We start from the raw sequence: 22479 nt of genomic DNA on the forward strand, positions 1-22479 counted from the left end.
TGCAGCGCCATTTGCAATAGCAGATCGGCTTCTTTCTATTGTAAAATCTGCCATGCAGGGGCGCCTGCGTGGAAAATGACATAATAAAATATTAAATACAGGCTCAGGGGCTGTAGGCCAGGATAATATATTCTTGCTTATCCTTTACCTTTGCCTAAAATTTCCCCGGTTGAAGCATCTAAAGGCGATCAATAAATATTTCTGGAAGTATCGGTGGCGGTTTCTGTTTGGTATCCTCTTCGTTATACTATCCAATTACTTCAAAATTCTCTCACCACAGCTTACAGGTTTTGTGATAGATGAAGTACAGCTGGAGCTTGTTCAGAAGAATGCTCCGGATCACTTTCCTGCACGCGCGGCCAATGTGGCCGAGAAGCAGAGCAGGTACGATATTTCCGTGCAGGAACTGATACATACCTACAATCATGGCGATCTCAGCTTCGGCCAGAAGATCGTATGGACGGGTATTGTGTTGCTTACACTGGCTATACTCAGTGGATTCTTTCTGTTTCTCATGCGGCAGACCATCATTGTGATGAGCCGCTACATCGAATACGATCAGAAGAATGAAGTGTTCAATCACTATCTGAAACTCGACAGCAATTTCTATAAAACACATAGCACCGGCGATCTCATGAACCGCATTGCGGAAGATGTGAGCCGTGTTAGAATGTATACCGGTCCGGCATTGATGTATTTCATTAACCTGGCCATTACCATCGGCTTCAGTGTGTTCTTCATGTACAAAACCAGCAAGATGCTCACGTTGTATGTGCTGGCGCCACTGCCATTGCTGGCCATCATCATTTATTGGGTTAACACCATCATCAATAAGAAGAGCGAACGCATTCAGAGCCTGCTGTCCGATCTTACCACCAATGCACAGGAATCTTATTCCGGCATCCGTGTTATCAAATCATTCGTGCAGGAGAAAGCGATGTTTGCCTTCTTCAATAAGAACAGTGAAGAGTATAAGGATAATGCCATCGGGCTTGCGAAACTCGAAGCAGTATACTTTCCCACGATGGCATTGCTGATAGGGCTCAGCACCTTAATGACCATCATGATCGGCGGCATCTATGCCATCAAAGGAAATGATCCCAGCATCACCATCGGCACCATTGCAGAATTTGTGATGTATGTGAATATGCTCACCTTCCCGGTAAGCGCCATCGGCTGGACCGCCAGCATGATACAACGCGCAGCGGCATCGCAGAAAAGACTGAATGAATTTCTCTATACCGATACTGCCATTCCAAATCCTGAGCAGGCACTCAAGCCTTCGATGGAAGGAGCGATTGCATTCAACCATGTAAACTTCGTTTATCCGAATACAGGCATTCATGCACTGAAAGACTTCGATCTGCACATCAGAAAAGGGGAGAAGATCGCCATCATCGGGCATACGGGCAGCGGCAAAACCACCATTGCACAATTGCTGCTGAGAATGTACGACCCAACAGGCGGAAATGTGGAGATCGATGGAACCGATGTGCGCAGGATCGATCTGCAGACATTGAGAAAGCAGGTGAGCTATGTGCCGCAGGATGTGTTTCTGTTCAGCGACAGCATCAGCAGCAATATCAGCTTCGGCCTCGATGGCGAGCCGGATATGGCCAAAGTGCAGCTGGCAGCGCGCCATGCATCGGTGGAGAAAGAGATCGCCGGATTTCATGAGCAGTACAATACCATGATCGGCGAACGGGGCGTAACACTCAGCGGAGGACAAAAACAGCGGATATCCATTGCACGTGCATTGATCAAAGATCCGCATGTGGTGGTGTTCGACGATTGCCTCAGCGCAGTGGATGCCAGAACAGAAAAAGAGATCCTCGGCAACCTCAACAGATATCTTAAAGACAAGACTGCTATTATTATTACGCATCGCATATTTACACTATTTGATTTCGACCAGATCATTGTAATGGAAGAAGGCAAGATGGTGGAGCGCGGAACGCATTCCGAACTCCTGGCCCAAAACGGGTATTATGCTTATCTGTACGAACAGCAATTGTCTGAAAGATCCGACGCTCCTGACGATAACTGATTTATTAGCTTACTGACGCCCGGTTAAAGAAAACCACGTAAATTCAGGCCGGAAATTTTGCCGGTTCGAAAACAATATTATATTTGTGCCTACTTTTTTGTAAAACTGCCAAATTATTAAACTGCAAAAATCAAAATGACTGTGGCGTACGAAAACAACGACAAACGAATGGAAAGCGTTTACAGTAAGCGCATCAGGGCTGGAAAAAGAAGGACCTACTTCTTTGATGTGAGAGCTACCCGCGGCAATGACTATTACATTACCATCACGGAAAGCCGTAAGAAATTCAACGAGAACGGTTACGACAGGCACAAGATCTTCCTCTACAAAGAAGATTTCAACAAGTTCCTGAAAGCGCTGACCGAAGCTGTTGATTACGTGAAGACCGATCTGATGCCTAACTTCGATTTCGATGCTTACAACCATGAGAATGATGGTGAGCACGGAGGTGATGTTGACGGAGGTGAAGAGTCTGTTGCTGAAGCTACAGAAGTTGTTGCAGTTGCTGCCACAGCTGCCGCCCCAATTCAAAGCGCTTCTGCTGAAGCCAGCGAAGAGGTGGACAAATGGTAATCCCAACGCTGTACTAACTAATTCAACAATAAAGCCCCGGATCTTCCGGGGCTTTTTATTTTATGAAAGGGGCAAGGTCCCTTTGTTGTTTACAACTTCATTTTCTTCCAGGCATTGATCAGTCCATTTGTGCTGGAATCGTGGCTGGACACAGGTTTCGCATCTTTCAGCTCCGGCAGAATGGCATTGGCCAGTTGCTTGCCCAACTCAACTCCCCACTGATCGAAACTGAAGATATTCCAGATAACACCCTGTACAAAGATCTTGTGCTCGTAGATAGCAATGAGCTGTCCGAGTGTGTACGGAGTGATCTTTTTGATGAGTATGGAATTGGTAGGACGATTGCCGCTGAATACCTTGAATGGCTGAAGCGCTTTGATCTCCTCTTCATTCTTACCGGCAGCGATCAGTTCGGAACGAACAATGTCTTTGCTCTTTCCGTTCATCAGCGCTTCAGTTTGTGCAAAGAAGTTGGAAAGCAGTTTCGCATGGTGGTCGCCGATAGGATTGTGACTGATAGCCGGTGCAATGAAATCGCAGGGGATCATCACCGTTCCCTGATGGATCAGCTGATAGAATGCGTGCTGGCCGTTGGTGCCAGGCTCGCCCCAGATAACCGGACCGGTAGCATAATCCACCTTTTTGCCTCTGCGGTCGGTGCTCTTGCCGTTGCTTTCCATATTACCCTGCTGAAAGTAAGCTGCAAAGCGGTGCAGGTACTGATCGTAGGGGAGGATAGCCTCCGTTTGGGTACCAAAGAAATCGGTGTACCAGAGCCCGATGAGGGCGAGTATCACGGGGATATTCTTATCGAATGGCGTATTGCGGAAATGCAGATCGGTAGCGTGTGCGCCGCGAAGCAGCTGCTCGAAATTATCGTAACCGATAGTGAGCGCAATGCTCAGTCCGATGGCGCTCCAGAGCGAATATCTTCCTCCAACCCAATCCCAGAACACGAACATATTCTCTTTGTCGATCCCGAATTTCACTACTTCTTTTTCATTGGTGGAGAGCGCCACGAAATGTTTGGCCACATGCGCTTCTTCTTTCGCAGATTCGAGAAACCAGGCACGGGCAGTGAGCGCGTTGGTCATGGTTTCCTGTGTGGTGAAAGTTTTACTCGCAATGAGGAAGAGTGTTTCTTCGGGGTTTACTTTCTTCAGTGTTTCGGCAATATGAGTGCCGTCTACATTGGAAACAAAGTATGGTTGAATGCCATCCACCCAATAAGGTTTCAGCGCTTCGGTAACCATGTATGGACCGAGATCGCTGCCACCGATACCGATGTTGACGATGTATTTTATTTTCTTGCCGGTGTAGCCGGTCCACTCACCATTGTGCACGCGCGCAGAGAAGTTTTGCATCTGTTTGAGCACACGCTGCACTTCGGGCATAACATCGTGTCCTTCTGCTTTTACGGGCTTGCCCGAGAAGTTGCGGAGGGCGGTATGAAGCACAGCGCGGCCTTCGGTTTCGTTGATGGCTTCTCCGTTGAACATGGCTTCTATGGCGGGTTTCAGCTCAGACTGCTGTGCCAGCTCTTCCAGCAGGTGCAGGGTTTTCTGAGTGATTCTGTTCTTGGAGAAATCAACCAGAATGTCTTCGAACTGAAGAGAGAATTTATCGAACCTTTCGGCATCATCTGCAAACAGTTCTTTCAGTTCTGTGTCCTTGATTTTCTTATAGTGAGCGTTCAGTTTCTTCCACACTTCGGTACGCTGAGGTTTAATTTTCGGTAGCATCTGGTTAATATTATGATCAAAAATAATAAGGTTGTCAATAGTAGTTTCTAGCAAGGTGTAAGAGTAAACACGTAGGTCGGTTAAATAACGGTATCGAATATTTGCAGTAAGATTAAAAACCCTTCTCTTTACGTAGTTACAATTTTTACCCTACGTATTTCCCCTAAACCCTGCAACCTACGTGAATGAGGTAAGGTTCGGGCAGCTAATAACTGCCCGTTCTTTCATTTAAGAACTTCCTGCTTTCGATAAATTTCGCATAGTATCTACAGTTATGTTCACCATTTCTTCGGTGATGCCCAAATGAAATACCAGTCTTATCTGGGTAGATGAAACAGGCAAACACAAAATACCTTTTTGTTTCAGTACTTCTGTGAATTGAGCCGGTGTGTACCGGTTGCTCACTTTGGCTATTACGATATTGGTGCTCACGGGCAGCACAGATTCGGCGAGTCCGTTTTGCAGCATGGCTTCGGCAACAATGCCCGCATTGCGGTGGTCGTCGGCCAGCCGGTCGATATGGTGGTCGAGGGCATAGAGTCCGGCTGCAGCCATATACCCTGCCTGCCGCATACCGCCTCCCAGTACCTTTCTGATACGCCTTGCTTTGGTGATGAATGATTTGGTGCCGAGGAGAACACTGCCGATGGGGCAGCCAAGTCCTTTATTGAGACATACGGAGATGCTGTGGAACAGTTCGCCGTATTGCGATGGCTGATGCTTTTGAGCCACGATGGCATTGAACAACCGGGCGCCATCGAGGTGAAGGATAAGCCCGTGGGCATCGCAGACCTCCCTGATTTTGCGGATCTCCTCCAGTTCGTAGCAGCTGCCGCCTCCGCGGTTGCTGGTATTTTCGAGGCAGACCAGGCTGGTACGGGCCCGGTGGACATCATCCGGATTGATGGCTTCGAGAACCTGTTGGGCATTGATTCTGCCGAGATCACCGGGCAGGGTGCGGGCCTGAGCGCCTGAATTGAAGGCGATACCGCCTCCTTCATACACAAACACATGGGCGTTCTGGTCGCAGATCACTTCGTCGCCGGGCTGGGTGTGCGCTTTGATGGCGATCTGGTTGCTCATGGTGCCGGTAGGGCAGTAGAGGGCGGCTTCCATTCCAAAGAGAGCGGCCATGCGCTCTTCCAGCTTGTTTACGGAGGGATCTTCTCCGAAAACATCATCCCCAACAGGAGCACGCATCATTGCCTCCAGCATGCCGGAGGTAGGAAGGGTGAAAGTATCTGAACGAAAGTCGATCATGCTCAAATAATTAGGGTACGAATGTACACATTGAAAAATCGCAATCCAATTCCTGCTGAGTTTCGTAAGTGTAGAATAGAAAGCTTACCCAAAAAAGAAAGTTTGATCCGTTCCCCGGAAATAGCCGGTCACTCATTACAATGGGAGACCGGTTTTTGTTTGTAAAGGGCCTGATTATTAACATTCCATCCTGAATTTGAATGCTGCCGATTCAGTAAATTCATTACAAATATTTAATATATGGCTATCCTTACAGGTAAGGTTAAGTTCACTGGCAGGGTCGGTGATCTGATCGGCTACAAACGTAATGGGGTAGATTGCCTCCGCAGTATGCCGCTTGAAGTAAAACAGACAAATGCTACATGCAAAGCCGCGAAGCGATTCGGAGAAGCCAGCCATACCGGCAAACTGATAAGACAAGCATTTGCTCCATATCTGTTGGGAAAGACAGACAGAAGCTATGTTAACCGCCTCAACAAAGCCATCATTCAATCAGGAGTGGAAGGGCTCAGAGGCTACCGGTTCAATCAACAGTCGCATATCTCAGATTTTTTGCAGTCTCCCATACTTGGGGATGATAACATACTCCGCATCACCAAAATCCTCCAACCTCGACACATAAAGGTCACGCATATGGAGTACAGGCTCATTGCTATGAGGATTGATATAACAACAGGAAAAATTCTCCAATCTCTTGAACGGTCTTACATGCACGAGTTCGTGCGTTGGTCTGCAGATTTCAAACCAATAGAATTCGATGCAAACCTTCCCGGCAAAGGCACGCTGATAGTGGTGTTGCAGGCAAATCCTTATCAGGGAAAATATCCTTTGTACGATAAGCGATACCTGGCCACCGATATTATCAAAGTGGAAATGCCTCCGGCAAATACTGTTTCTAAAAAGCAACGCAGATTACAACAGAAACGCGATGCTGTTAAACAACAAACGGCACAAAATTCGCAGTACTTTGGAGACAAACAATTACTTCAAACTTCATCAGAATTAATAGTTCCAATACGCAACGATACATTCCACAATTCTCGTCTGAAAGAACAGCGGGAATAGAAAATGATCATCGCAGCACTGCGCTTAAAAATCTAAGGCAGATTTTATTGATTCAAAGATTCGATTTCTCACTACAGAGCAGCGCTCTGAGGATACTCATTTTCGCAACCATCGTTTTTCTTCAATGTCCACTCATATTTTCTTCTTCATGGTATCTTACTCACCATTTACTTCACTCAAAACGCAGTTGCATATACTCCGCAACATCAAAACTGCGACTTCAAATTGCAATTACATCGAAGAAACCTCATCGGCAGATCGCTTCCAGATCAAGTCCACGTCAACTCCGGCAAAACATTGAGCGTACTTAAGCTTTAGTCGCTACTTACCTGCTTCGTACTCCCTGTGAGGAGCGGGGCGGGTCCGTGGTAAGAGTATGTAACGTCCGTGCTGTATATCTGTTCAGCAGGTATTGCTTGTACAGGATTGGGAAAATGATTTTACAGGAGACGTAAGTGGTAGAAAAACCGAGTTTTTTTGATCGTAGAAAAGGAAGGAAAGGTACATCAGTAACGAGTTTTAGCGATTACTGGTGTATCGAACCTAAGTTAGTTGAAGTCTTGAAAGCATGATACAACTTACCGGGCTTGAAGACTTCCAGGACCAAGGTGTATCGAACCTAAGTTAGTTGAAGTCTTGAAAGCATGATACAACGAAGACTTCCAGGACCAACAACTTTAACTTGGTGTATCGAACCTAAGTTAGTTGAAGTCTTGAAAGCATGATACAACAGACTGGATTCAATCTCGCTACAAATGGGCGAAGCATCAAACCTGAATTCGTTGAAGTTTTGAAGGTTGGATACAACAACGAGTGGAAAGAACTTACCTAATGTTTCGAATCTGAATTAATAAAACAAAAAGTTTGCAAAGTAAACATTGTATAGAGTCATTGGTGTAAAGAAATAACCATCGGTTTTACTTTTTACAATACCAAGTTCACCATACTCAATATCTTCTACTTCAACATTGATTAAGTCCGCTGGGAAAATATCAAACTCTGTGAATTCGGATCTGATCAAGCCCTCAATTTCGTTGCTGATCTCACGCTCTTTAATAGAAAAATTCTGAAATAGCACCGGAGAGTCTGATTCTGAAAAGTCATATTTCTCAGCTATAGAATAAAGCGAAAAAAACGGTATCAATTTACTCATTGTAACTACTATAAAAGGGAATAAAGTCCCTTTTTTTCTTATTGCTATCCTGAAGCTTCTTGGTGGTCTTTCCTCATATCCAATTTCTTCTATTGAATATCCTAATCGCTGAAATACGTTGAGTAGCGAATGCCATTTCCTGCTCAATTCTTCTGACTGAGAAGTTACTTCGACCAAATGCCTGAATTCTTTTGAGCTTTCGAAAATCAGTTTATCATCATAACTCAAACCTTTCGGAAAAAAGGTATAGGCAAGTTGAATGAGTGTTTCTTTTTCCATATAAAAAAAGGAGCGCCATCCGGCGCTCCTTCAAATTGTACTTATTTCTCCATCGTTTTTGTCGCTTCAAACTTCGCAAGCGTATCGATGCCTTTTAATAACATCAGCCATCGCCCGCGAACATAATACCCATCCGTATTATTCAGGGACTGCATCAGTCCGTCTTCCGCCTCCATTGCACCTTGGCAGAACATCTTGGTACTCGCCACTCCATTGAACCTGAGCCCGGTTCCATTAAGACTGTAAGACCCGAAGTACCTGTTACATCCGCCGCTTCCGAATACCCGTCCGGTATCGAGGCGGAGCGTAATCTCCCGCGGCGTCTTGGGCAATCCTTTGGGTAAGCTGCTCAATGCAGTGAGTTTCCAGTTGGTGCCTTCTAGCGAATGATTGCTGCCCGATGAGCCGTTTCTGCTGTAACTGCAGGCGGCCATTACCAGTACAGCTGCCATTCCGGAGAGCAGGAATGATAACTTTTTCATGCAAGTGAATTTTCTGGTGAAAGATGTGTTCAATTCCATCTTTCTACGGTATGGGCGTACCAGCTTAGATAGCGTCGAACACTACCAGCAGGGCATACACAACACCTGGGATCCAGAACAGGAGCGTAAGAACCAGGCTGAGCCAGAACTTACCATTGATCTGACCTTCTTTCAGATATACAGCCAGTGGTGGCAACAGAATAGCGAGGATCGCCAGCAATACCTGATTGGTCTCATCTGTTGATTTACCTGCACGTTTGTCTGCACGGTACTCTTTCATCAGCTTCTTTGCATCTCTCATTCTTTCTTTTCGCTCTTTGCGGGGCAGGGCCTTGAAGCTTTCGAGTGCTGCCTTTACTTCTTCAGGAGTAGGCTCTTTTGAAGCAGGTACTGAAACAGGAACGGGTTCAACCATTACAGTAGCCAGTACTGGTGAAGAAATAGTGAGTGTAAGAAGAAGGAATGCAAATAGGCGGGTGTTGAGTTTTTTCATAGTTCGACGTTTTAATAGTTATTGGATACAATGTTAATGAATTTGTAATAATAAAAAAAGCTACCGACTGTAGTAACAGTTCGATAGCCTGGTAAAATTGGGACTATAAGCAGGTTTACAGCGTGCTGGCCTGCTCCTTAATGCTGTTTCCACTGGCTTTGGTGGCATTGATCAGTTGAAGCACCCGCTCTCTCACATCGTCTTTCAGCCCGCTGATCTCCTGCTCGAATACTTCTTTCAATTCATCCAGTTCGTCTGCAGTATGGCCCATCATACGGTTCCATCTCTTTCTCAGCGACGCTGCTGAATCTGCCAGTTTCTGCCTCGTTTCGCTGCCCGATGCCGGCGCCACCAGCAATCCGATAGCTACTCCTGCCAATACTCCTGTAAGCGTGCCGAGCATTACTTTTTGTGTACTCATAACATGCGTATTTAAATGATGAATAATCGGTATAAACGGAAGAGGACTACCTCAGTTTTTCAAGAATCCTGCCAGAACGGTCAAGCGTATTAAAGGGGAATTAAATCTGTTACAGCAATTTACATATAATAATTGTTCAGCGGTTTTTCCCCACTCTTTTTAACCGAAATAAAATCAGTGACTTCTGCGTTACTGTTGGCGTTCCTTATCCTGTAAACAGCTTTATATGCAAACCTGCGGCCAGGCCCTGCTAAAGCATTGGACGGTTCTCTGTACCATGGGCGTGTATTCAGGCATGGAAGAATACGAAAGGCGCAAGCTCATCATATTCAACCAGCTCAACTGCATCAGCATGTTATGCGGACTGCTGCTCATTTTTGCGGGACTCGCAAGTACAGAGCATCTCCCTCCGCTCACATGGTACGTGGCTATCAGTCCGATGCTCATTTGCACACTTGTTCTTTTACTCAATAGAAAGTACCGCTACCGCAATGCGCGACTGGCTTATTTCGGATTGTATCCGATGGTTACCTGCATTGTGTATCTCGGTAGGGCAGATGTGGGCATCAGCCTCTTCTTTCTGCTGTACATTGTGATGGCCGTTTTCTTTCTCCATCACATGACCAGCATGATCGTAAGCTTCTGCTGGAGCAGCAGCTGTTTTGTGATTGCGGTTGTTGTGCCCCGTGAGTACGAGTTCAGGCTCGCCGATATCAGCTACTGGATATTCGCCGTTAATCATATGCTGGCATTGGGATTTATCTTTTATGCGCTCTTCCTCATCAAACAGGAACATATGCGCTATCAATACACGCTTGTTGTAAAAAGCCGCGAGCTGCATCAACGCAATACCGACATCGCTAAAAAGAAAAAAGAGATCGCTGAAAAAGCCGCCCTGCTCGAATTGCAGACGCAGGAACTTACAGAGCTCAATCAGGTGAAGAACAAACTGTTCTCTGTAATTGCCCACGATCTCAAAACGCCGATGTATGCACTCCGCAACCTTTTTCTCAACATGCAGCGATCGAAAATGTCTGCACGGGAGCTGAAAGAACTGCTGCCCGGTATTTCAAATGAAATGAACTACGTAACCAGTCTTATGGAAAACCTGCTCGTATGGAGCCGTTCGCAAATGAAACACGAATCGGTTCAACCCGAAGTACTCGATCTTCAAACGATGATCACAGAAACTATGTCCCTGCTGGGCCTTCAGGCCGATAATAAAAAGATCTGGCTCGAAGCCACGCTCGATCAACCCGTTTACTGCTATGCCGACCGCGAAATGCTGCGACTGGTGCTGCGCAATCTCTTATCCAATGCCATCAAGTTCACGCCTGCTCACGGCACGGTATGGATTGGCGCTACCGAGCATTCCGATGGGGTGGAGATCTCCGTACAGGATACCGGCATCGGCATGACGCCCGATACCATCAGTCAGCTTTTCGGCGAAATCTATTTCAGCACAAGAGGCACGCACTCCGAAACCGGAACAGGATTAGGACTGAAACTCTGCAAAGAATTTCTGGAGAAGAACGGAGGAAGCATCAGAGTAAATTCAAATCCGGGACAGGGGAGTACCTTTTCGGTTATTTTACCGCGTTATGAGTTCGGCAGGATCGCTACGGCCTCCTGAATGGCTTTCCGCCGCCGTTAAAACTTCTTTAAATTCCATGAAGCGTCAGGCATTTTTTTTAGCTTGGGAGCTAAACAGTCCTGCCGGAAATGACAACCTTCCTGTTAAACTTATTCAGAGCATTATTCGTAAGCCTGCTGCAATGGCTGCTTGCAATTGGAACTCATTCATTGCTGTATAATCACTTCACAGAATTAACAGCCGGTGGAAAAGGAGATATAGGCTGGGGGCTTTATATCTATTTCGGATTCTATTGGCTCTTTGCCATTGCTGTGTTCATTCTTAATCTTCTCTGGAATATAAAAATGCAGGTAAAATACAAATGGATGGTACTGATGGGTATAATTCTTTTGTATTCGTTAACCTGGCTCGATGGCTGGAGTTACAGACCTTACAAAACCCTGCTGGTAATGAGTTGTGCCGTGATGGGCTTTGCGAGTATCGTTCTGTTCCGTTACAAAACTTTGCGCAATGCCATAACTATTCCGGAGGAAACACAAGCAGCTTCCTGATCATCTCAACTCTTCAACTTTCTTAATGCAAAAGCCCCCGCAACAGCAGGGGCCAAACTCTATTCAAATATTGTCCTTTTTTACTTCAGAACCGTCTTGAAAAAGTCCTGCATATCCTTCCACGAAGCAGTATCCGCTGCTCCGTTATACGCAATCTGCATATTGAATTTCTTCCCCAATTCCGTTGCCGCAGGATTGCTGAATGCATGCAATGCGCCCGGATAATTTTTAAAAGTATACGGCGCTCCAACCGAATCGAGTTGCTTTTTGAATACCTCAATATCCTTTGCCGGAACATAGGTATCTGCTTCTCCATTGCACACCAGTATATTTGCTTTGGTAAGTCCTTTTTGCGGTACTACACTGCCTTCGAGTCCGGCATGAAAACCAACTACTCCTTTGAAGTTCGAGCCGAGTTTTGCTGCATTCAAAACCATCGATCCGCCGAAGCAATATCCGATGGCCACCAGCTGGCTGCTGTCTGTGTTGGCATTCTGCTTAATCAGGCTGGCAGCGGCTTCTATGCGACGCTGTGCTGCCACAGGATCCTGATACCAGGGCATGGCATACTCCAATGCCGTCTTAGGATCTTCTGCTATTTTTCCTTTGCCGTACATATCGAGTGCCATCGCAACGTAACCCAGTTTGGCCAGTTCGCGTGCACGGAATTTTGAGTAGTCGGTAAGGCCCCACCACTCGTGAACAATTAAGACGGCAGGGCGTTTTTTATTCACCGCCGCATCCCATGCAATGAACCCGGTAAGGGTATCACCTTTATCTGTATAGGTTACTACTTCTTCCTTAATATCTGGAGTAGTAACGGTGGTTGCCGGAGTACCGGATTCACCTTCTTTTTTAGGATCGGCATTGTTGCAACTAACCGTAAAACCGGCAGCTGCCAGCAGTAAAACGTAGATTTTCATGATGTGGTTGATTGTGAAGACTGAAGATCGGAAAAAGTGATCAATACATCCGTTTTTTTGTACCTTGCGCCCCTATGACACAAGAACAAATCAAGGCTATGAGGGACCGTGTTGTTGTCCTGAGGAGGTTTCTTTGACGTCGATAACAGACGTGATAAGATAAACCAGGACAAACAATTGTCGCTTTCCCCCGGATTCTGGGACGATAACAAGCGTGCCACAGAGATCCTTAAAAACACCAAGCTGAACGAATACTGGGTGAAGTTGTTCGAGAATACCGAAACTTCGGTAGAAGACTTCGCCGTTCTCTTCGATTTCTGGAAAGCAGGAGAGGCTTCTGAAGAAGAAACCAAACTTGCTTATGACGCAAGCATCCAGCAACTCGAAGAAGCTGAGTTCAAAAGCACCCTTAATCAACCGGAAGATGAATTGCCCGGCGTGCTGCAGATCAACAGCGGCGCGGGTGGAACGGAGAGTCAGGACTGGGCCGAAATGCTCGCCCGCATGTACCGCATGTATGGCGAAAAGCAGGGATGGTCTGTTACTGAACTCGACTGGCAGGATGGAGACAGCGCCGGCATCAAAAGCGCTACCCTTCAGTTCGACGGTCCGTTTGCCTACGGCTTTCTGAAAGCCGAAAGCGGCGTTCACCGCCTCGTGCGCATCTCGCCATTCGACAGCAATGCCCGCAGGCATACCAGCTTCGCTTCTGTGTACGTATATCCGTTAGTGGACGACAGCATCGAAGTGGCAGTAAGCCCCGCAGATCTCGAATGGGAATTCTATCGTTCAGGAGGTAAGGGAGGTCAGAACGTAAACAAAGTGGAAACAGCTGTGCGACTCAAGCACATCCCCAGCGGTATCATTGTGGAGTGCCAGAAAGCACGTACACAGGGTGAGAACAGGGAGATGGCTTTGCAGATGCTGAAAAGCCGCCTCTACGAAGAGGAAATGCGCAAGCGCGAAGCGCTGAAAAACGCTGCCAATGCCAACAAGAAAAAGATCGAGTGGGGCAGCCAGATCAGAAGCTACGTTTTCCATCCTTACAAAATGATCAAAGACCATCGTACAGACTTTGAAGTAGGGAACGTACAGCCCGTTATGGACGGAGAACTGGACGGATTCATCAAAGCCTATCTGATGAACGAAAAAGAAGAACAGGCAAACAGCTAATACCTAACGATCACCATAAAATTATAAGAACATGAATCTTGGATATTTTTCATACCCTGTGCCAGCGAATGAGCCGGTATTAAATTATGCCCCCGGATCACCGGAAAAGAAACGTTTGAAAGAAGTTTTGGCAGAGCTGAAAAATACACAGGCCGATATTCCCATGTATATCGGTGGGCAGGAAGTGCGTACAGGCAAAACCGTTACACTCCGTCCACCTCACGAAATAGCCCATACACTCGGTGTTTTCCACGCAGGCGATGCTTCGCATGTAAGCCAGGCTATCGATGCAGCCCTCGCTGCACGCGAAAGCTGGAGCAACCTCAGCTGGGAAAACCGCGCTAATATTTTCCTCAAAGCCGCTGATCTGATCGCTACTAAGTACCGCCCTTACATGAACGGTACTACCATGCTCGGCCAAAGCAAGAATGCTTACCAGGCTGAGATCGACAGCGCCTGCGAGATCATCGATTTCCTTCGCTTCAATGTGCATTACCTCAGCGAGATCTATCGTCAGCAACCTGTGAGCTCTCCCGGTATTCACAACCGTCTTGAGTTCCGTGCACTGGAAGGTTTTGTACTCGCTGTAACACCTTTCAACTTCACCGCTATCGGTGGCAACCTGCCTACTTCTGCAGCCATGTGCGGCAACGTAGTGGTTTGGAAACCCGCCAATACACAGGTATTTGCAGCGCAGATGTTCATGCGCATTCTCAAAGAAGCAGGCCTGCCCGATGGTGTAATCAACCTCGTTTATGTAGATGGACCTACACTCGGCAGCGTATGTTTTGCGCACCGCGACTTTGCAGGTGTTCACTTCACTGGTTCTACCGGCGTATTCAACAATATGTGGGAGACCATCGGAAAGAACATGAGCAAGTACCGTTCTTATCCACGCATCGTAGGTGAAACAGGCGGTAAAGATTTTGTGCTGGCACATAAGAGCGCCATTCCCGAAGTAGTGGCAACAGCTCTGCTCCGTGGTGCATTCGAATACCAGGGACAAAAATGTTCTGCAGCATCACGCGCATACATTCCATCCAACATCGCAGAAGAAGTGAAAAAACTGCTGGTAGAAGGAGTGAACAGCTTCAAAATGGGTACGGTAGAAGACTTCACCAACTTCATCAATGCGGTGATCGATGAGAAGAGCTTCGATAAGATCAAGTCTTATATCGATAATGCGAAGAACGATCCCAATGCAAGCATCCTCGTTGGTGGCAATTGCGATAAGAGCAAGGGCTGGTACATCCAACCAACTGTGATCGAAGCAAAGGATCCTAAATATGTAACCATGTGCGAAGAGATCTTCGGACCAGTGCTCACCATCCACGTATACGATGCTGAGAAATTTGAAGAAGCCATTGAACTGGTGGATACCACTTCTCCATATGCACTCACCGGCTCTATTCTCGCGCAGGATAGAAATGCAGTGGAACTGGCTACCAACAAGCTTCGCAACGCAGCAGGCAACTTCTACATCAACGATAAACCAACAGGTGCAGTTGTAGGTCAGCAGCCATTCGGTGGTGCAAGAGCATCGGGTACCAACGATAAAGCAGGATCTATCCTGAACCTCTACCGCTGGTTGAGCGCACGTACCATCAAGGAAACTTTCAACCCACCGGTTGATTACCGTTATCCTTTCATGAACGAGGCATAGCCGCAAACAATAAAAGTTATATAGAGGCGCTCCCTGTGAGCGCCTTTTTTATTGCATGCATTGTGATTAATTCACGATCCCGCACACGTTTGAATGCGACAGAAAAACATGCTGAATTGTTAAAAATAAATACAAAATAAAATAATGGGTTCGTCGTTGCGGCAATGGTTAAAAAATAGTATGACTACTTGAAATGCAGCGTGGTAGCAGTGTTGAAGCAAAATTAATTATGGCAGAATTGAAAATCTGGCATGAATATTTCTGGTGGGTGATCGGCGATCATTGCATCAATGCAGATCGCAATATATGTTTGCAGGCGATTTTACCGGATGTAAACAAAAAGAGGAACTATAGCATATTCATGTAGTTGTTCCGAAAGTTGAAGTCCGGTCGATTTGCGTGTTAATCAATAAACAAAACAAGAAGAAACATGAAAAGGATTTTTTTGCTGCTTGCATTTGCAGGAACATTTGCAGCGGCCAAAGCTCAGTCAACATTTGGTGCAAAGGCAGGTCTGAACGTTGCGAACATTGGCGGTAAAGATGTGCACAATAACAAAGCCCGTATTGCTTTCCACGGAGGTTTGTATGGTAATTTCAGTCTTGCAGATAAACTGAGCATCCAGCCAGAACTGGTGTATTCTCTTCAGGGTGTAACCTTCGATTACATTGGGGATGATTCCAAAACCAGATTGAATTACCTGAACATCCCTGTAATGTTCCAGTATGAAATCGCTGAAGGATTTTATGCGCAGGCAGGTCCGCAATTCGGCTTTCTGCTTAGTGCCAAGAATAAGTTAGGGAGTGTTACAAAGGATATTAAAAACGACCGCAAGAAATTCGATCTTGGGTTAGGACTTGGTGCAGGATATAAATTCCCTAAATCTCCGCTTGGTATCGATGCACGTTACATTTTCGGACTTTCCAAACTGGATGAAAACAATGATCTCAAAAGATACAACCGTGTACTCCAGATTGGCCTGTTCTATCAACTGGGCAAACTCAAATAAGTAAAGCAGTTTAATAATTGAATATGCCGGCGAAACCAGCCACTGTACCGAAAGGTGCAGTTCGCAGGTTTCGCCGGTTCTTTTTTCGTCTTAATTCATCCTTTCAGCCTATTTTTATAAAAATTTTCCTGTTTGAAAACTGTATTGAACGAACAGCAACTGGCCATCACCATTAAAAGATTAAGTCACCAGATTCTGGAGAATCATACCAATCTGGAAAATACTGTACTGATCGGCATTCAACCGCGCGGCGTGTATGTGAGCGACAGGGTAGTGCAGGAGATCCGGCAGCTGGTTCCTCCCAATACCGTGCAGTACGGCAAACTCGATATCACGTTCTACCGCGATGATGTTCGTACGGAACTGCATGTACCCAATCATACCGATATTCCTTTCAGCATCGAGAATAAAAATGTAGTGCTGGTAGATGATGTGCTCTACACGGGCCGCACCATCCGTGCTGCACTGGATGCCCTGCTCGATTTCGGCCGGCCGGCCAAAGTGGAGCTCTGCATACTCGTAGACCGCCGCTTCGGACGTGAGCTGCCCATTCAGGCAGACTATGTAGGAAGATCCATCGATACCATTATCTCCCAGAAAGTGAAAGTGTTCTGGAAAGAGAAAGATGGAAAGGATGAAGTAGGCCTCATCTGACCAACTGATGGGCTGTATTGTTTTTTACCCTAACTTCGCTGCCTGAAATGCGACTTTCTGTAAAACATCTGCTCGGTATCAGAGATCTCACGCGTGAGGATATTCAGATTTTATTGGACACAGCCACAGAATTCAAGGAAGTACTCCAGCGACCTATCAAAAAGGTGCCTTCCCTGCGGGATGTGACAATAGTAAATCTGTTCTACGAGAATTCCACCCGTACAAGAATATCCTTCGAGCTGGCCGAAAAAAGGCTCAGCGCCGATACCATTAATTTCACCGCTTCCGGATCATCCGTTTCAAAAGGAGAAACATTGTTAGACACCGTCAACAATATCCTGTCTATGAAAGTAGATATGGTAGTGATGCGTCACAGTGCCACCGGAGCGCCCCACTTTCTCAGCAAACATATTCCTGCAGCCATCATCAACGCCGGCGACGGTATCAATGAGCATCCCACACAAGGATTGCTCGATGCCTTTTCCATGCGCGAAAGACTCGGCAAACTCGAAGGGCTGAAAGTGGCCATCATCGGAGATATCATGCACTCGCGCGTAGCGATGAGCAATATGTACCTTCTCAAAAAAATGGGTGCCGAAGTAATGGTGGCTGGTCCGCCCACACTCATCCCCAAACATATCCAGCAGGCCTTCGATGTACGCGTGGAATACGATGTACGCAAAGCGCTGCAGTGGTGCGATGTGGCCAACGTGCTGCGCATCCAGCTGGAGCGTCAGAACCAGGTGCTTTTCTCTTCACTGAGAGAATACAACCTGGCTTATGGCATCAGCAGAAGACTGCTCGAAAGCCTCAATAAAGAAGTAGTGATCATGCACCCCGGACCAATCAACCGTGGCGTGGAGCTGGACAGTGATGTGGCAGACAGCGGGCAATCCATCATCCTCAACCAGGTAGAAAATGGCGTAGCTGTTCGTATGGCAGCGCTCTATCTGCTTTCCGGTGGAAGAGATGTGGCCAATGCCTGATCATAAACTGAAACTTTAATTGCATCGATATGCAAAGAATTGCGCTATTTCCCGGAACCTTCGATCCTATTACCATCGGTCACCTAGATATTATCAATCGTGCATTGCCGTTATTCGATAAACTGGTGATCGGCATCGGCCGCAATATCAACAAAGTTCCCATGTTCTCCGAAGAACAGCGTGTGGCCTGGATCAGAGAGATCTACAAAGACGATCCGAGAGTAAGCGCCATTGTGTACGAAGGCCTCACCGTTACTGCCTGTCAGCAAGTAGGAGCGCAATTCATAGTGCGTGGTATCCGCTACGTAAACGATTTTGAATATGAGAAGGCCATCGCGGATATGAACCGCAGCCTCGATCAGCATATCGAAACAGTATTTCTCACCTGTCTGCCGCAATACACATCAGTAGCATCCACACTCGTACGCGATGTACTGAAGAACGGAGGTGATGTAATGCAGTTTCTGCCTAAGGAAGTGGCCAACAGCCTTCCCAAACCCACGCTTAAAAAGTAATCGGTATGATCTGGTTCAGGAAAGACCTCACATTGAGCGATATTCACCATCTCCGCAGCAACAATATGGCGGAGTATCTGGGGATTGAATTCACGGAGCTTGGTCCTGATTTTCTCAAAGCCACCATGCCGGTGGATCATCGTACCAATCAGCCTTATGGCATTCTGCATGGCGGCGCCAGCTGCGTTCTGGCAGAAACACTGGGCAGCATCGGCGCTGCGCTGGTGATGGACGATACCCAATTCATTTGTGTAGGGCTGGAGATCAATGCCAATCATATCCGCAGCGTACGCGAAGGATTGGTGACCGGCACTGCAACACCTATCCATCTCGGAAGGTCCACGCAGGTATGGGATATCAAGATCCACGACCAGCAGGAGAAATTGGTTTGCATCAGCAGACTTACGGTGGCTGTTCTTCCAAAGAAATAATTACAATCCCGCTTTCGAGATCACTTCTTTCACTGAAGGGAAAGTGTTCTTCATATACTCTTTCAATGCTTTCGCATCAGCCCATACCAGTTCGGTGATCTGTTCTTCTGTCTGAGGTACCAGCGCCTGACCGGCAGTAGCATTCATCCTGAACCAGAAGGTTTCTTTCAGAATATGATGGCCGCTATCATTATAGGTATGATAAGTGGTAACGAGTTGTTCTCCCAGCGTTGCTTTTATGCCGGTTTCTTCTTCAACTTCCCGTAATGCGCTCTGTGCGGGCGTTTCACCGGGATCCATCTTGCCTTTGGGAAGGTCCCATTTGCCGCGGCGGAACATCATCAGCACATGATTGTCGGGGTTCTGAACAAGGCCGCCCGCCGCCTGTACCAGTATGAATTTTCTCCAGAAAGCATGTTTCAGCTGTTCGATATCATCATGAAAATAGATGCCGGCATGAATTTTTTCCTGATTCATTTCGTGGATCATGGAGTTTACACCGGGAGCGGAGAGCTCATCCATAAACACCGCATCATCGTGATGGGCATAGGGAGCAATTTCATCGGTGATGGTATCGGTGAGAAATAATGGTTTGTCGTTGAAGTAGATGGTAATGTGCATAAATAATTTTCCTTTTTCCCTTTTCAATGGTCAATTTCGCCGCAACCAGGAATAAATCAACATTATGGCACCGAACAAAAAAGCAGTAGCTGAAAAGTTATTACAAATTAATGCTATTAAATTAAATCTTGATCAACCATTTACATGGGCATCAGGATGGAAGAGCCCTATTTATTGCGATAACCGTAAAGCGCTGAGCTTTCCGTATATCCGCGAATTTGTAAAATCTGAGATGAGCAATGTGATTTTTGAGGAGTTCCCTGATGGCGAACTGCTGGCCGGTGTAGCAACAGCGGGCATTCCATGGGGCGCAATGGCGGCTGATCAGCTGAAACTTCCTTATATCTATGTTCGTCCAAAACCCAAAGAGCACGGGCTGGGCAATCAGATCGAAGGGTATTACACACCCGGACAAAAAGTGGTGGTGGTTGAAGACCTCGTATCTACCGCCAAAAGCAGCATGCAGGTAGTGGATGTACTGAAAGGAGCCGGATTGAACATTGTAGGTATGATAAGCATCTTCACTTATGGCTTTCCTGTTGCGGATCAGAAGTTTGCAGAAGCAGGCATCGCATACCGCTCGCTCACAGATTATCCCACTCTGATTGAACTGGCCATCGAGAAAGGAATGGTATCGAAAGATGAGGAAGGCATTTTGTTAAAATGGCGCGAAGACCCTGCGAACTGGCAAGGGAAATAAGTACATTTGGGTTAAATCGAATTCTATATGAAGAAACTCCTGTTACTGTTGGTGGCTGTTATGGGCATCGCTTCGATGGGTTTTGCCCAGGCGAAGAAAGGTGTACAGACAATGACCATCAAAACCCCGACCGTACAATGCGAAATGTGCAAGAACCGCATTGAAAAATACCTGCTTCGCGAAGAAGGTGTTCAGAAAGTGAATGTTGATTTCAGAAAGAAGGTTACCAAGGTAACGTATATTACTGATCGCAATAACGAAGACAATATCAGAACCGCTATCGCCAATATCGGATACGATGCCGATGATATCAAGGCCGAAGCGGAAGCCTATAAGAAATTGCCAAAATGCTGTAAGAAGCCGGAAGACGGCGGAGGCCAGTAGTTGAGGTAAAAGTTTTGAAGCCGCTCCAGGGGAGCGGCTTTTTTATTTCAAGGATTGTCTGTAATGTATGCTGGTAGCGGCTTTCATAGTTGTGCTACGCAACTCAGGCCAGTTCTGCACTGTGAACAGATACAAACCCTCCCTTTGCAGAATATGCGTTGATGCCGAAAGCATCGAATCCATTTCGCTGCAACCAATCCAGCGTTACTTTTTCGCCATTGAGAAGGCGAATATCGCCCTGTGTATCCTTCATCGTTGCCTGCTCTTCTTCATAATCGATATTGAAAAAAGCTACCGGTACGATCTCGAATACCTCATTGCCGGCACTGTCGCGATAAACTTTATCTGCTACTCTTTTATTGGTTTCTTCCGTTAACCATTCATCACAGAATAGGTTGTTGTAGCCATGCACGCAGCCATCGAAAAGCAGGATCTTTTCGCCTGAAACAATATCTACTGCGTAGATAAGTTCGGGGGCGAAGTCTGATCCCGCAATCAGTCCTGCGAAATGTTTTCCGTAGTTTTTCTCATGAAATTCGCGGTGCTGAGGGGTGTCTTTTACCGGCCAGTTATAGAGTTCATTATAATATAGGATGCGGAAGAGACGTCCTCCGTGGGAAGATTGCAGTTGCGCTCTCCATTCTATTGCATGCATTTTATTGAAATAATCCGGGTTATCATACACTGAAAATGGAGCGAGATGATCGGGTGCCTGTTTGTTAGCATTCATTGTTTTCTTTATTTATTCGCCTCCCAGCTGCAGCCATTCTTCCACTTTTGAAGGGGAGTTCAGCTGGAGGGCGCGGTCGTAATTGGAGCCATCCGGCGGGTTGATTTCTACGTTCAGAAACCAAAGCTCCCGCATTTTGCCGGTACCAAAATCGCCGGCGTCGATCAGCTTTTGGAGGGAATTGATCATAGCGCCGAGCCGGAGATCAGCTTCTTCTTCCCACGCTTTTTCACAGAGTTCGTCGATGCCCGGGCGATGAAGGAACCACTCGTTAACCGGTCCAAAGAATGGTTCTCCGATGTAAAATAGCGGAGAATCGGCATAGCTGAACCGGAGCAGATTGCACATTTCCGCAGGGTCGGAACCCTGTTTTTCGGCAGCCTCTATGGCTGCTTTTTCAAGGAGTTCTGTGCTCCAGAAACTATGTCCGGGTGTTAGAATTTCCCCGGTTGTGGTAAGAGCAAAGTAATAAAAATGGTGCTTAGGATAGGTGGATTTCACCAGATCGAGGGTGCTCCGGATAGCCGGAATGAGGAGGTTTTCAAGAGCAGCCTGTGCTGAATTCATGCTCAAAAATAGCCCAATGATGCAGGAGAAGTACTCCCTGAGAACAGGTAAAATTGATCGGAGCCAGTAAAAATTAGAGTCAAATCAGGAGTGTTCCTGGGAAAATTGAGGGGATGATTGCAGGGCAAAAAAGCGAAAAAACAGAGCAGGAAGCTGGCAGACAGGCTTCAAATTTTCTGAGAATTATTAGCAAAAAAAATAATGGATGGCGCCTTCGCGAACCAAAAATACCACGAAAAAAGACTTGTTTTAGTCGCTTAAGAAACGGGAAAATAACGCTGGTTTTCCGGAATTACGGAACGGTAAAAGAAAGGAGCAGATCGTGGATTGAGGGAATTCTGGCAATAAAACAGAGTCATTTTTCTGTTGAAATACTCAGAAATTTTGAAGATTCCGAACACTGATTCTTCAGAAATCCGGTCCAAAATGTGGTGGTTCAATTCCCGGATTTTCCGGAAAAATG

25 protein-coding genes are annotated in these 22479 nt (G+C 46.5%); 15 read left to right on the plus strand and 10 right to left on the minus strand.

Annotation, left to right across the window (positions count from 1 at the left end; all coding sequences use genetic code 11):
• The first annotated feature begins 169 nt into the window (after positions 1-169).
• Both HHL16_RS22170 and HHL16_RS22175 read left to right on the plus strand, forming a co-directional pair.
• Positions 170-2047, plus strand: coding sequence for an ABC transporter ATP-binding protein (locus HHL16_RS22170; protein WP_169427521.1), 1878 nt, complete (start codon positions 170-172; stop codon positions 2045-2047).
• Positions 2048-2182: 135 nt separating this feature from the next.
• Positions 2183-2620, plus strand: coding sequence for a DUF3276 family protein (locus tag HHL16_RS22175; RefSeq protein ID WP_169427522.1), 438 nt, complete (start codon positions 2183-2185; stop codon positions 2618-2620).
• 89 nt (positions 2621-2709) lie between these two features.
• Here the strand turns inward: HHL16_RS22175 and pgi are convergent, their stop codons facing one another.
• The gene (gene pgi / locus HHL16_RS22180; RefSeq protein ID WP_169427523.1) at positions 2710-4362 is read right to left on the minus strand and encodes a glucose-6-phosphate isomerase; all 1653 of its coding nucleotides are present in this window, start codon (positions 4360-4362) and stop codon (positions 2710-2712) included.
• A gap of 228 nt (positions 4363-4590) precedes the next feature.
• A complete protein-coding gene (locus HHL16_RS22185) occupies positions 4591-5622 on the minus strand; it encodes a GntG family PLP-dependent aldolase (RefSeq protein ID WP_169427524.1) in 1032 nt (343 codons plus the stop codon).
• 240 nt (positions 5623-5862) lie between these two features.
• Between HHL16_RS22185 and HHL16_RS22190 the strand changes: the two genes are divergently transcribed.
• Positions 5863-6687 (plus strand): hypothetical protein, encoded by an 825-nt coding sequence (locus HHL16_RS22190; RefSeq protein WP_169427525.1) that lies wholly within the window; start codon positions 5863-5865, stop codon positions 6685-6687.
• 847 nt (positions 6688-7534) lie between these two features.
• On the opposite strand, the gene HHL16_RS22195 is transcribed toward HHL16_RS22190, so the two are convergent.
• The 4 genes from HHL16_RS22195 to HHL16_RS22210 form a co-directional block, all read right to left on the minus strand.
• On the minus strand, positions 7535-8119 hold the full coding sequence (locus HHL16_RS22195) for a hypothetical protein (RefSeq protein WP_169427526.1): 585 nt from the start codon (positions 8117-8119) through the stop codon (positions 7535-7537).
• Positions 8120-8160: 41 nt separating this feature from the next.
• The gene (locus HHL16_RS22200) at positions 8161-8601 is read right to left on the minus strand and encodes an META domain-containing protein (RefSeq protein WP_169427527.1); all 441 of its coding nucleotides are present in this window, start codon (positions 8599-8601) and stop codon (positions 8161-8163) included.
• Positions 8602-8665: 64 nt separating this feature from the next.
• On the minus strand, positions 8666-9094 hold the full coding sequence (locus tag HHL16_RS25120) for a YqaE/Pmp3 family membrane protein (protein WP_240966289.1): 429 nt from the start codon (positions 9092-9094) through the stop codon (positions 8666-8668).
• A 115-nt stretch (positions 9095-9209) separates the two neighbouring features.
• Positions 9210-9515 (minus strand): YtxH domain-containing protein, encoded by a 306-nt coding sequence (locus tag HHL16_RS22210; RefSeq protein ID WP_169427528.1) that lies wholly within the window; start codon positions 9513-9515, stop codon positions 9210-9212.
• A 226-nt stretch (positions 9516-9741) separates the two neighbouring features.
• On the opposite strand from HHL16_RS22210, the gene HHL16_RS22215 reads away from it, so the two are divergent.
• Together HHL16_RS22215 and HHL16_RS22220 are read left to right on the plus strand one after the other, a co-directional pair.
• Positions 9742-11148: a HAMP domain-containing sensor histidine kinase gene (locus tag HHL16_RS22215; protein WP_169427529.1), complete on the plus strand. Its 1407-nt coding sequence runs from the start codon at positions 9742-9744 to the stop codon at positions 11146-11148.
• An 89-nt stretch (positions 11149-11237) separates the two neighbouring features.
• Positions 11238-11660 (plus strand): hypothetical protein, encoded by a 423-nt coding sequence (locus tag HHL16_RS22220; RefSeq protein ID WP_169427530.1) that lies wholly within the window; start codon positions 11238-11240, stop codon positions 11658-11660.
• Positions 11661-11740: 80 nt separating this feature from the next.
• On the opposite strand, the gene HHL16_RS22225 is transcribed toward HHL16_RS22220, so the two are convergent.
• The gene (locus tag HHL16_RS22225) at positions 11741-12583 is read right to left on the minus strand and encodes a dienelactone hydrolase family protein (RefSeq protein ID WP_169427531.1); all 843 of its coding nucleotides are present in this window, start codon (positions 12581-12583) and stop codon (positions 11741-11743) included.
• 74 nt (positions 12584-12657) lie between these two features.
• Here HHL16_RS22225 and prfB point away from each other — a divergent pair.
• The 8 genes from prfB (at position 12658) to HHL16_RS22265 (ending at position 19014) form a co-directional block, all read left to right on the plus strand.
• A protein-coding gene (gene prfB / locus HHL16_RS22230; RefSeq protein ID WP_169427532.1) for a peptide chain release factor 2 occupies positions 12658-13756 on the plus strand; the annotation gives its coding sequence in 2 pieces (ribosomal slippage) (positions 12658-12705 and positions 12707-13756; 1098 coding nt in all).
• 31 nt (positions 13757-13787) lie between these two features.
• Positions 13788-15419, plus strand: a complete 1632-nt coding sequence (gene pruA / locus HHL16_RS22235; RefSeq protein ID WP_169427533.1) for an L-glutamate gamma-semialdehyde dehydrogenase — start codon at positions 13788-13790, stop codon at positions 15417-15419.
• 229 nt (positions 15420-15648) lie between these two features.
• Positions 15649-15786 carry a hypothetical protein gene (locus HHL16_RS22240; RefSeq protein WP_169427534.1) on the plus strand — a complete coding sequence of 46 codons (138 nt, stop codon included), beginning with the start codon at positions 15649-15651 and terminating at the stop codon, positions 15784-15786.
• 63 nt (positions 15787-15849) lie between these two features.
• A complete protein-coding gene (locus HHL16_RS22245) occupies positions 15850-16428 on the plus strand; it encodes a porin family protein (protein ID WP_169427535.1) in 579 nt (192 codons plus the stop codon).
• A 132-nt stretch (positions 16429-16560) separates the two neighbouring features.
• On the plus strand, positions 16561-17082 hold the full coding sequence (gene pyrR / locus HHL16_RS22250) for a bifunctional pyr operon transcriptional regulator/uracil phosphoribosyltransferase PyrR (RefSeq protein WP_169427536.1): 522 nt from the start codon (positions 16561-16563) through the stop codon (positions 17080-17082).
• Between the two features lie 47 nt (positions 17083-17129).
• On the plus strand, positions 17130-18068 hold the full coding sequence (locus HHL16_RS22255) for an aspartate carbamoyltransferase catalytic subunit (RefSeq protein WP_169427537.1): 939 nt from the start codon (positions 17130-17132) through the stop codon (positions 18066-18068).
• A gap of 29 nt (positions 18069-18097) precedes the next feature.
• Positions 18098-18583, plus strand: coding sequence for a pantetheine-phosphate adenylyltransferase (gene coaD, locus HHL16_RS22260; protein ID WP_169427538.1), 486 nt, complete (start codon positions 18098-18100; stop codon positions 18581-18583).
• Positions 18584-18588: 5 nt separating this feature from the next.
• Complete coding sequence (locus HHL16_RS22265) at positions 18589-19014, plus strand: hotdog fold thioesterase (protein ID WP_169427539.1); 426 nt, start codon at positions 18589-18591, stop codon at positions 19012-19014.
• On the opposite strand, the gene HHL16_RS22270 is transcribed toward HHL16_RS22265, so the two are convergent.
• Positions 19015-19635 carry an NUDIX hydrolase gene (locus tag HHL16_RS22270; protein WP_169427540.1) on the minus strand — a complete coding sequence of 207 codons (621 nt, stop codon included), beginning with the start codon at positions 19633-19635 and terminating at the stop codon, positions 19015-19017.
• A 64-nt stretch (positions 19636-19699) separates the two neighbouring features.
• Here HHL16_RS22270 and pyrE point away from each other — a divergent pair, with 64 nt between their 5' ends.
• Positions 19700-20335 (plus strand): orotate phosphoribosyltransferase, encoded by a 636-nt coding sequence (pyrE, locus tag HHL16_RS22275; protein WP_169427541.1) that lies wholly within the window; start codon positions 19700-19702, stop codon positions 20333-20335.
• A gap of 27 nt (positions 20336-20362) precedes the next feature.
• Entirely contained in the window at positions 20363-20719 is a 357-nt protein-coding gene (locus HHL16_RS22280; protein WP_169427542.1) for a heavy-metal-associated domain-containing protein, read from the plus strand.
• Positions 20720-20822: 103 nt separating this feature from the next.
• On the opposite strand, the gene HHL16_RS22285 is transcribed toward HHL16_RS22280, so the two are convergent.
• Both HHL16_RS22285 and HHL16_RS22290 read right to left on the minus strand, forming a co-directional pair.
• On the minus strand, positions 20823-21449 hold the full coding sequence (locus tag HHL16_RS22285; RefSeq protein WP_169427543.1) for a hypothetical protein: 627 nt from the start codon (positions 21447-21449) through the stop codon (positions 20823-20825).
• 12 nt (positions 21450-21461) lie between these two features.
• The gene (locus HHL16_RS22290; RefSeq protein WP_169427544.1) at positions 21462-22016 is read right to left on the minus strand and encodes a DUF4303 domain-containing protein; all 555 of its coding nucleotides are present in this window, start codon (positions 22014-22016) and stop codon (positions 21462-21464) included.
• Between the last annotated feature and the right edge of the window lie 463 nt (positions 22017-22479).

Origin of the sequence: Pseudoflavitalea sp. G-6-1-2 (assembly GCF_012927185.1) — a bacterium.
Lineage (GTDB): Bacteria > Bacteroidota > Bacteroidia > Chitinophagales > Chitinophagaceae > Pseudobacter.

Coding starts and splice junctions, on each gene's coding strand:
- HHL16_RS22270 (WP_169427540.1), bottom strand. CDS start 19,635: ATGCACATTACCATCTACTTCAACGACAAACCATTATTTCTCACCGAT.
- HHL16_RS22225 (WP_169427531.1), bottom strand. CDS start 12,583: ATGAAAATCTACGTTTTACTGCTGGCAGCTGCCGGTTTTACGGTTAGT.
- coaD (WP_169427538.1), top strand. CDS start 18,098: ATGCAAAGAATTGCGCTATTTCCCGGAACCTTCGATCCTATTACCATC.
- HHL16_RS22290 (WP_169427544.1), bottom strand. CDS start 22,016: ATGAATTCAGCACAGGCTGCTCTTGAAAACCTCCTCATTCCGGCTATC.
- HHL16_RS22265 (WP_169427539.1), top strand. CDS start 18,589: ATGATCTGGTTCAGGAAAGACCTCACATTGAGCGATATTCACCATCTC.
- HHL16_RS22195 (WP_169427526.1), bottom strand. CDS start 8,119: ATGGAAAAAGAAACACTCATTCAACTTGCCTATACCTTTTTTCCGAAA.
- HHL16_RS22255 (WP_169427537.1), top strand. CDS start 17,130: ATGCGACTTTCTGTAAAACATCTGCTCGGTATCAGAGATCTCACGCGT.
- HHL16_RS22245 (WP_169427535.1), top strand. CDS start 15,850: ATGAAAAGGATTTTTTTGCTGCTTGCATTTGCAGGAACATTTGCAGCG.
- HHL16_RS22185 (WP_169427524.1), bottom strand. CDS start 5,622: ATGATCGACTTTCGTTCAGATACTTTCACCCTTCCTACCTCCGGCATG.
- pyrE (WP_169427541.1), top strand. CDS start 19,700: ATGGCACCGAACAAAAAAGCAGTAGCTGAAAAGTTATTACAAATTAAT.
- HHL16_RS25120 (WP_240966289.1), bottom strand. CDS start 9,094: ATGAAAAAACTCAACACCCGCCTATTTGCATTCCTTCTTCTTACACTC.
- HHL16_RS22210 (WP_169427528.1), bottom strand. CDS start 9,515: ATGAGTACACAAAAAGTAATGCTCGGCACGCTTACAGGAGTATTGGCA.
- HHL16_RS22220 (WP_169427530.1), top strand. CDS start 11,238: ATGACAACCTTCCTGTTAAACTTATTCAGAGCATTATTCGTAAGCCTG.
- HHL16_RS22240 (WP_169427534.1), top strand. CDS start 15,649: ATGGCAGAATTGAAAATCTGGCATGAATATTTCTGGTGGGTGATCGGC.
- pruA (WP_169427533.1), top strand. CDS start 13,788: ATGAATCTTGGATATTTTTCATACCCTGTGCCAGCGAATGAGCCGGTA.
- HHL16_RS22215 (WP_169427529.1), top strand. CDS start 9,742: ATGCAAACCTGCGGCCAGGCCCTGCTAAAGCATTGGACGGTTCTCTGT.
- HHL16_RS22280 (WP_169427542.1), top strand. CDS start 20,363: ATGAAGAAACTCCTGTTACTGTTGGTGGCTGTTATGGGCATCGCTTCG.
- HHL16_RS22190 (WP_169427525.1), top strand. CDS start 5,863: ATGGCTATCCTTACAGGTAAGGTTAAGTTCACTGGCAGGGTCGGTGAT.
- HHL16_RS22200 (WP_169427527.1), bottom strand. CDS start 8,601: ATGAAAAAGTTATCATTCCTGCTCTCCGGAATGGCAGCTGTACTGGTA.
- HHL16_RS22175 (WP_169427522.1), top strand. CDS start 2,183: ATGACTGTGGCGTACGAAAACAACGACAAACGAATGGAAAGCGTTTAC.
- HHL16_RS22285 (WP_169427543.1), bottom strand. CDS start 21,449: ATGAATGCTAACAAACAGGCACCCGATCATCTCGCTCCATTTTCAGTG.
- pgi (WP_169427523.1), bottom strand. CDS start 4,362: ATGCTACCGAAAATTAAACCTCAGCGTACCGAAGTGTGGAAGAAACTG.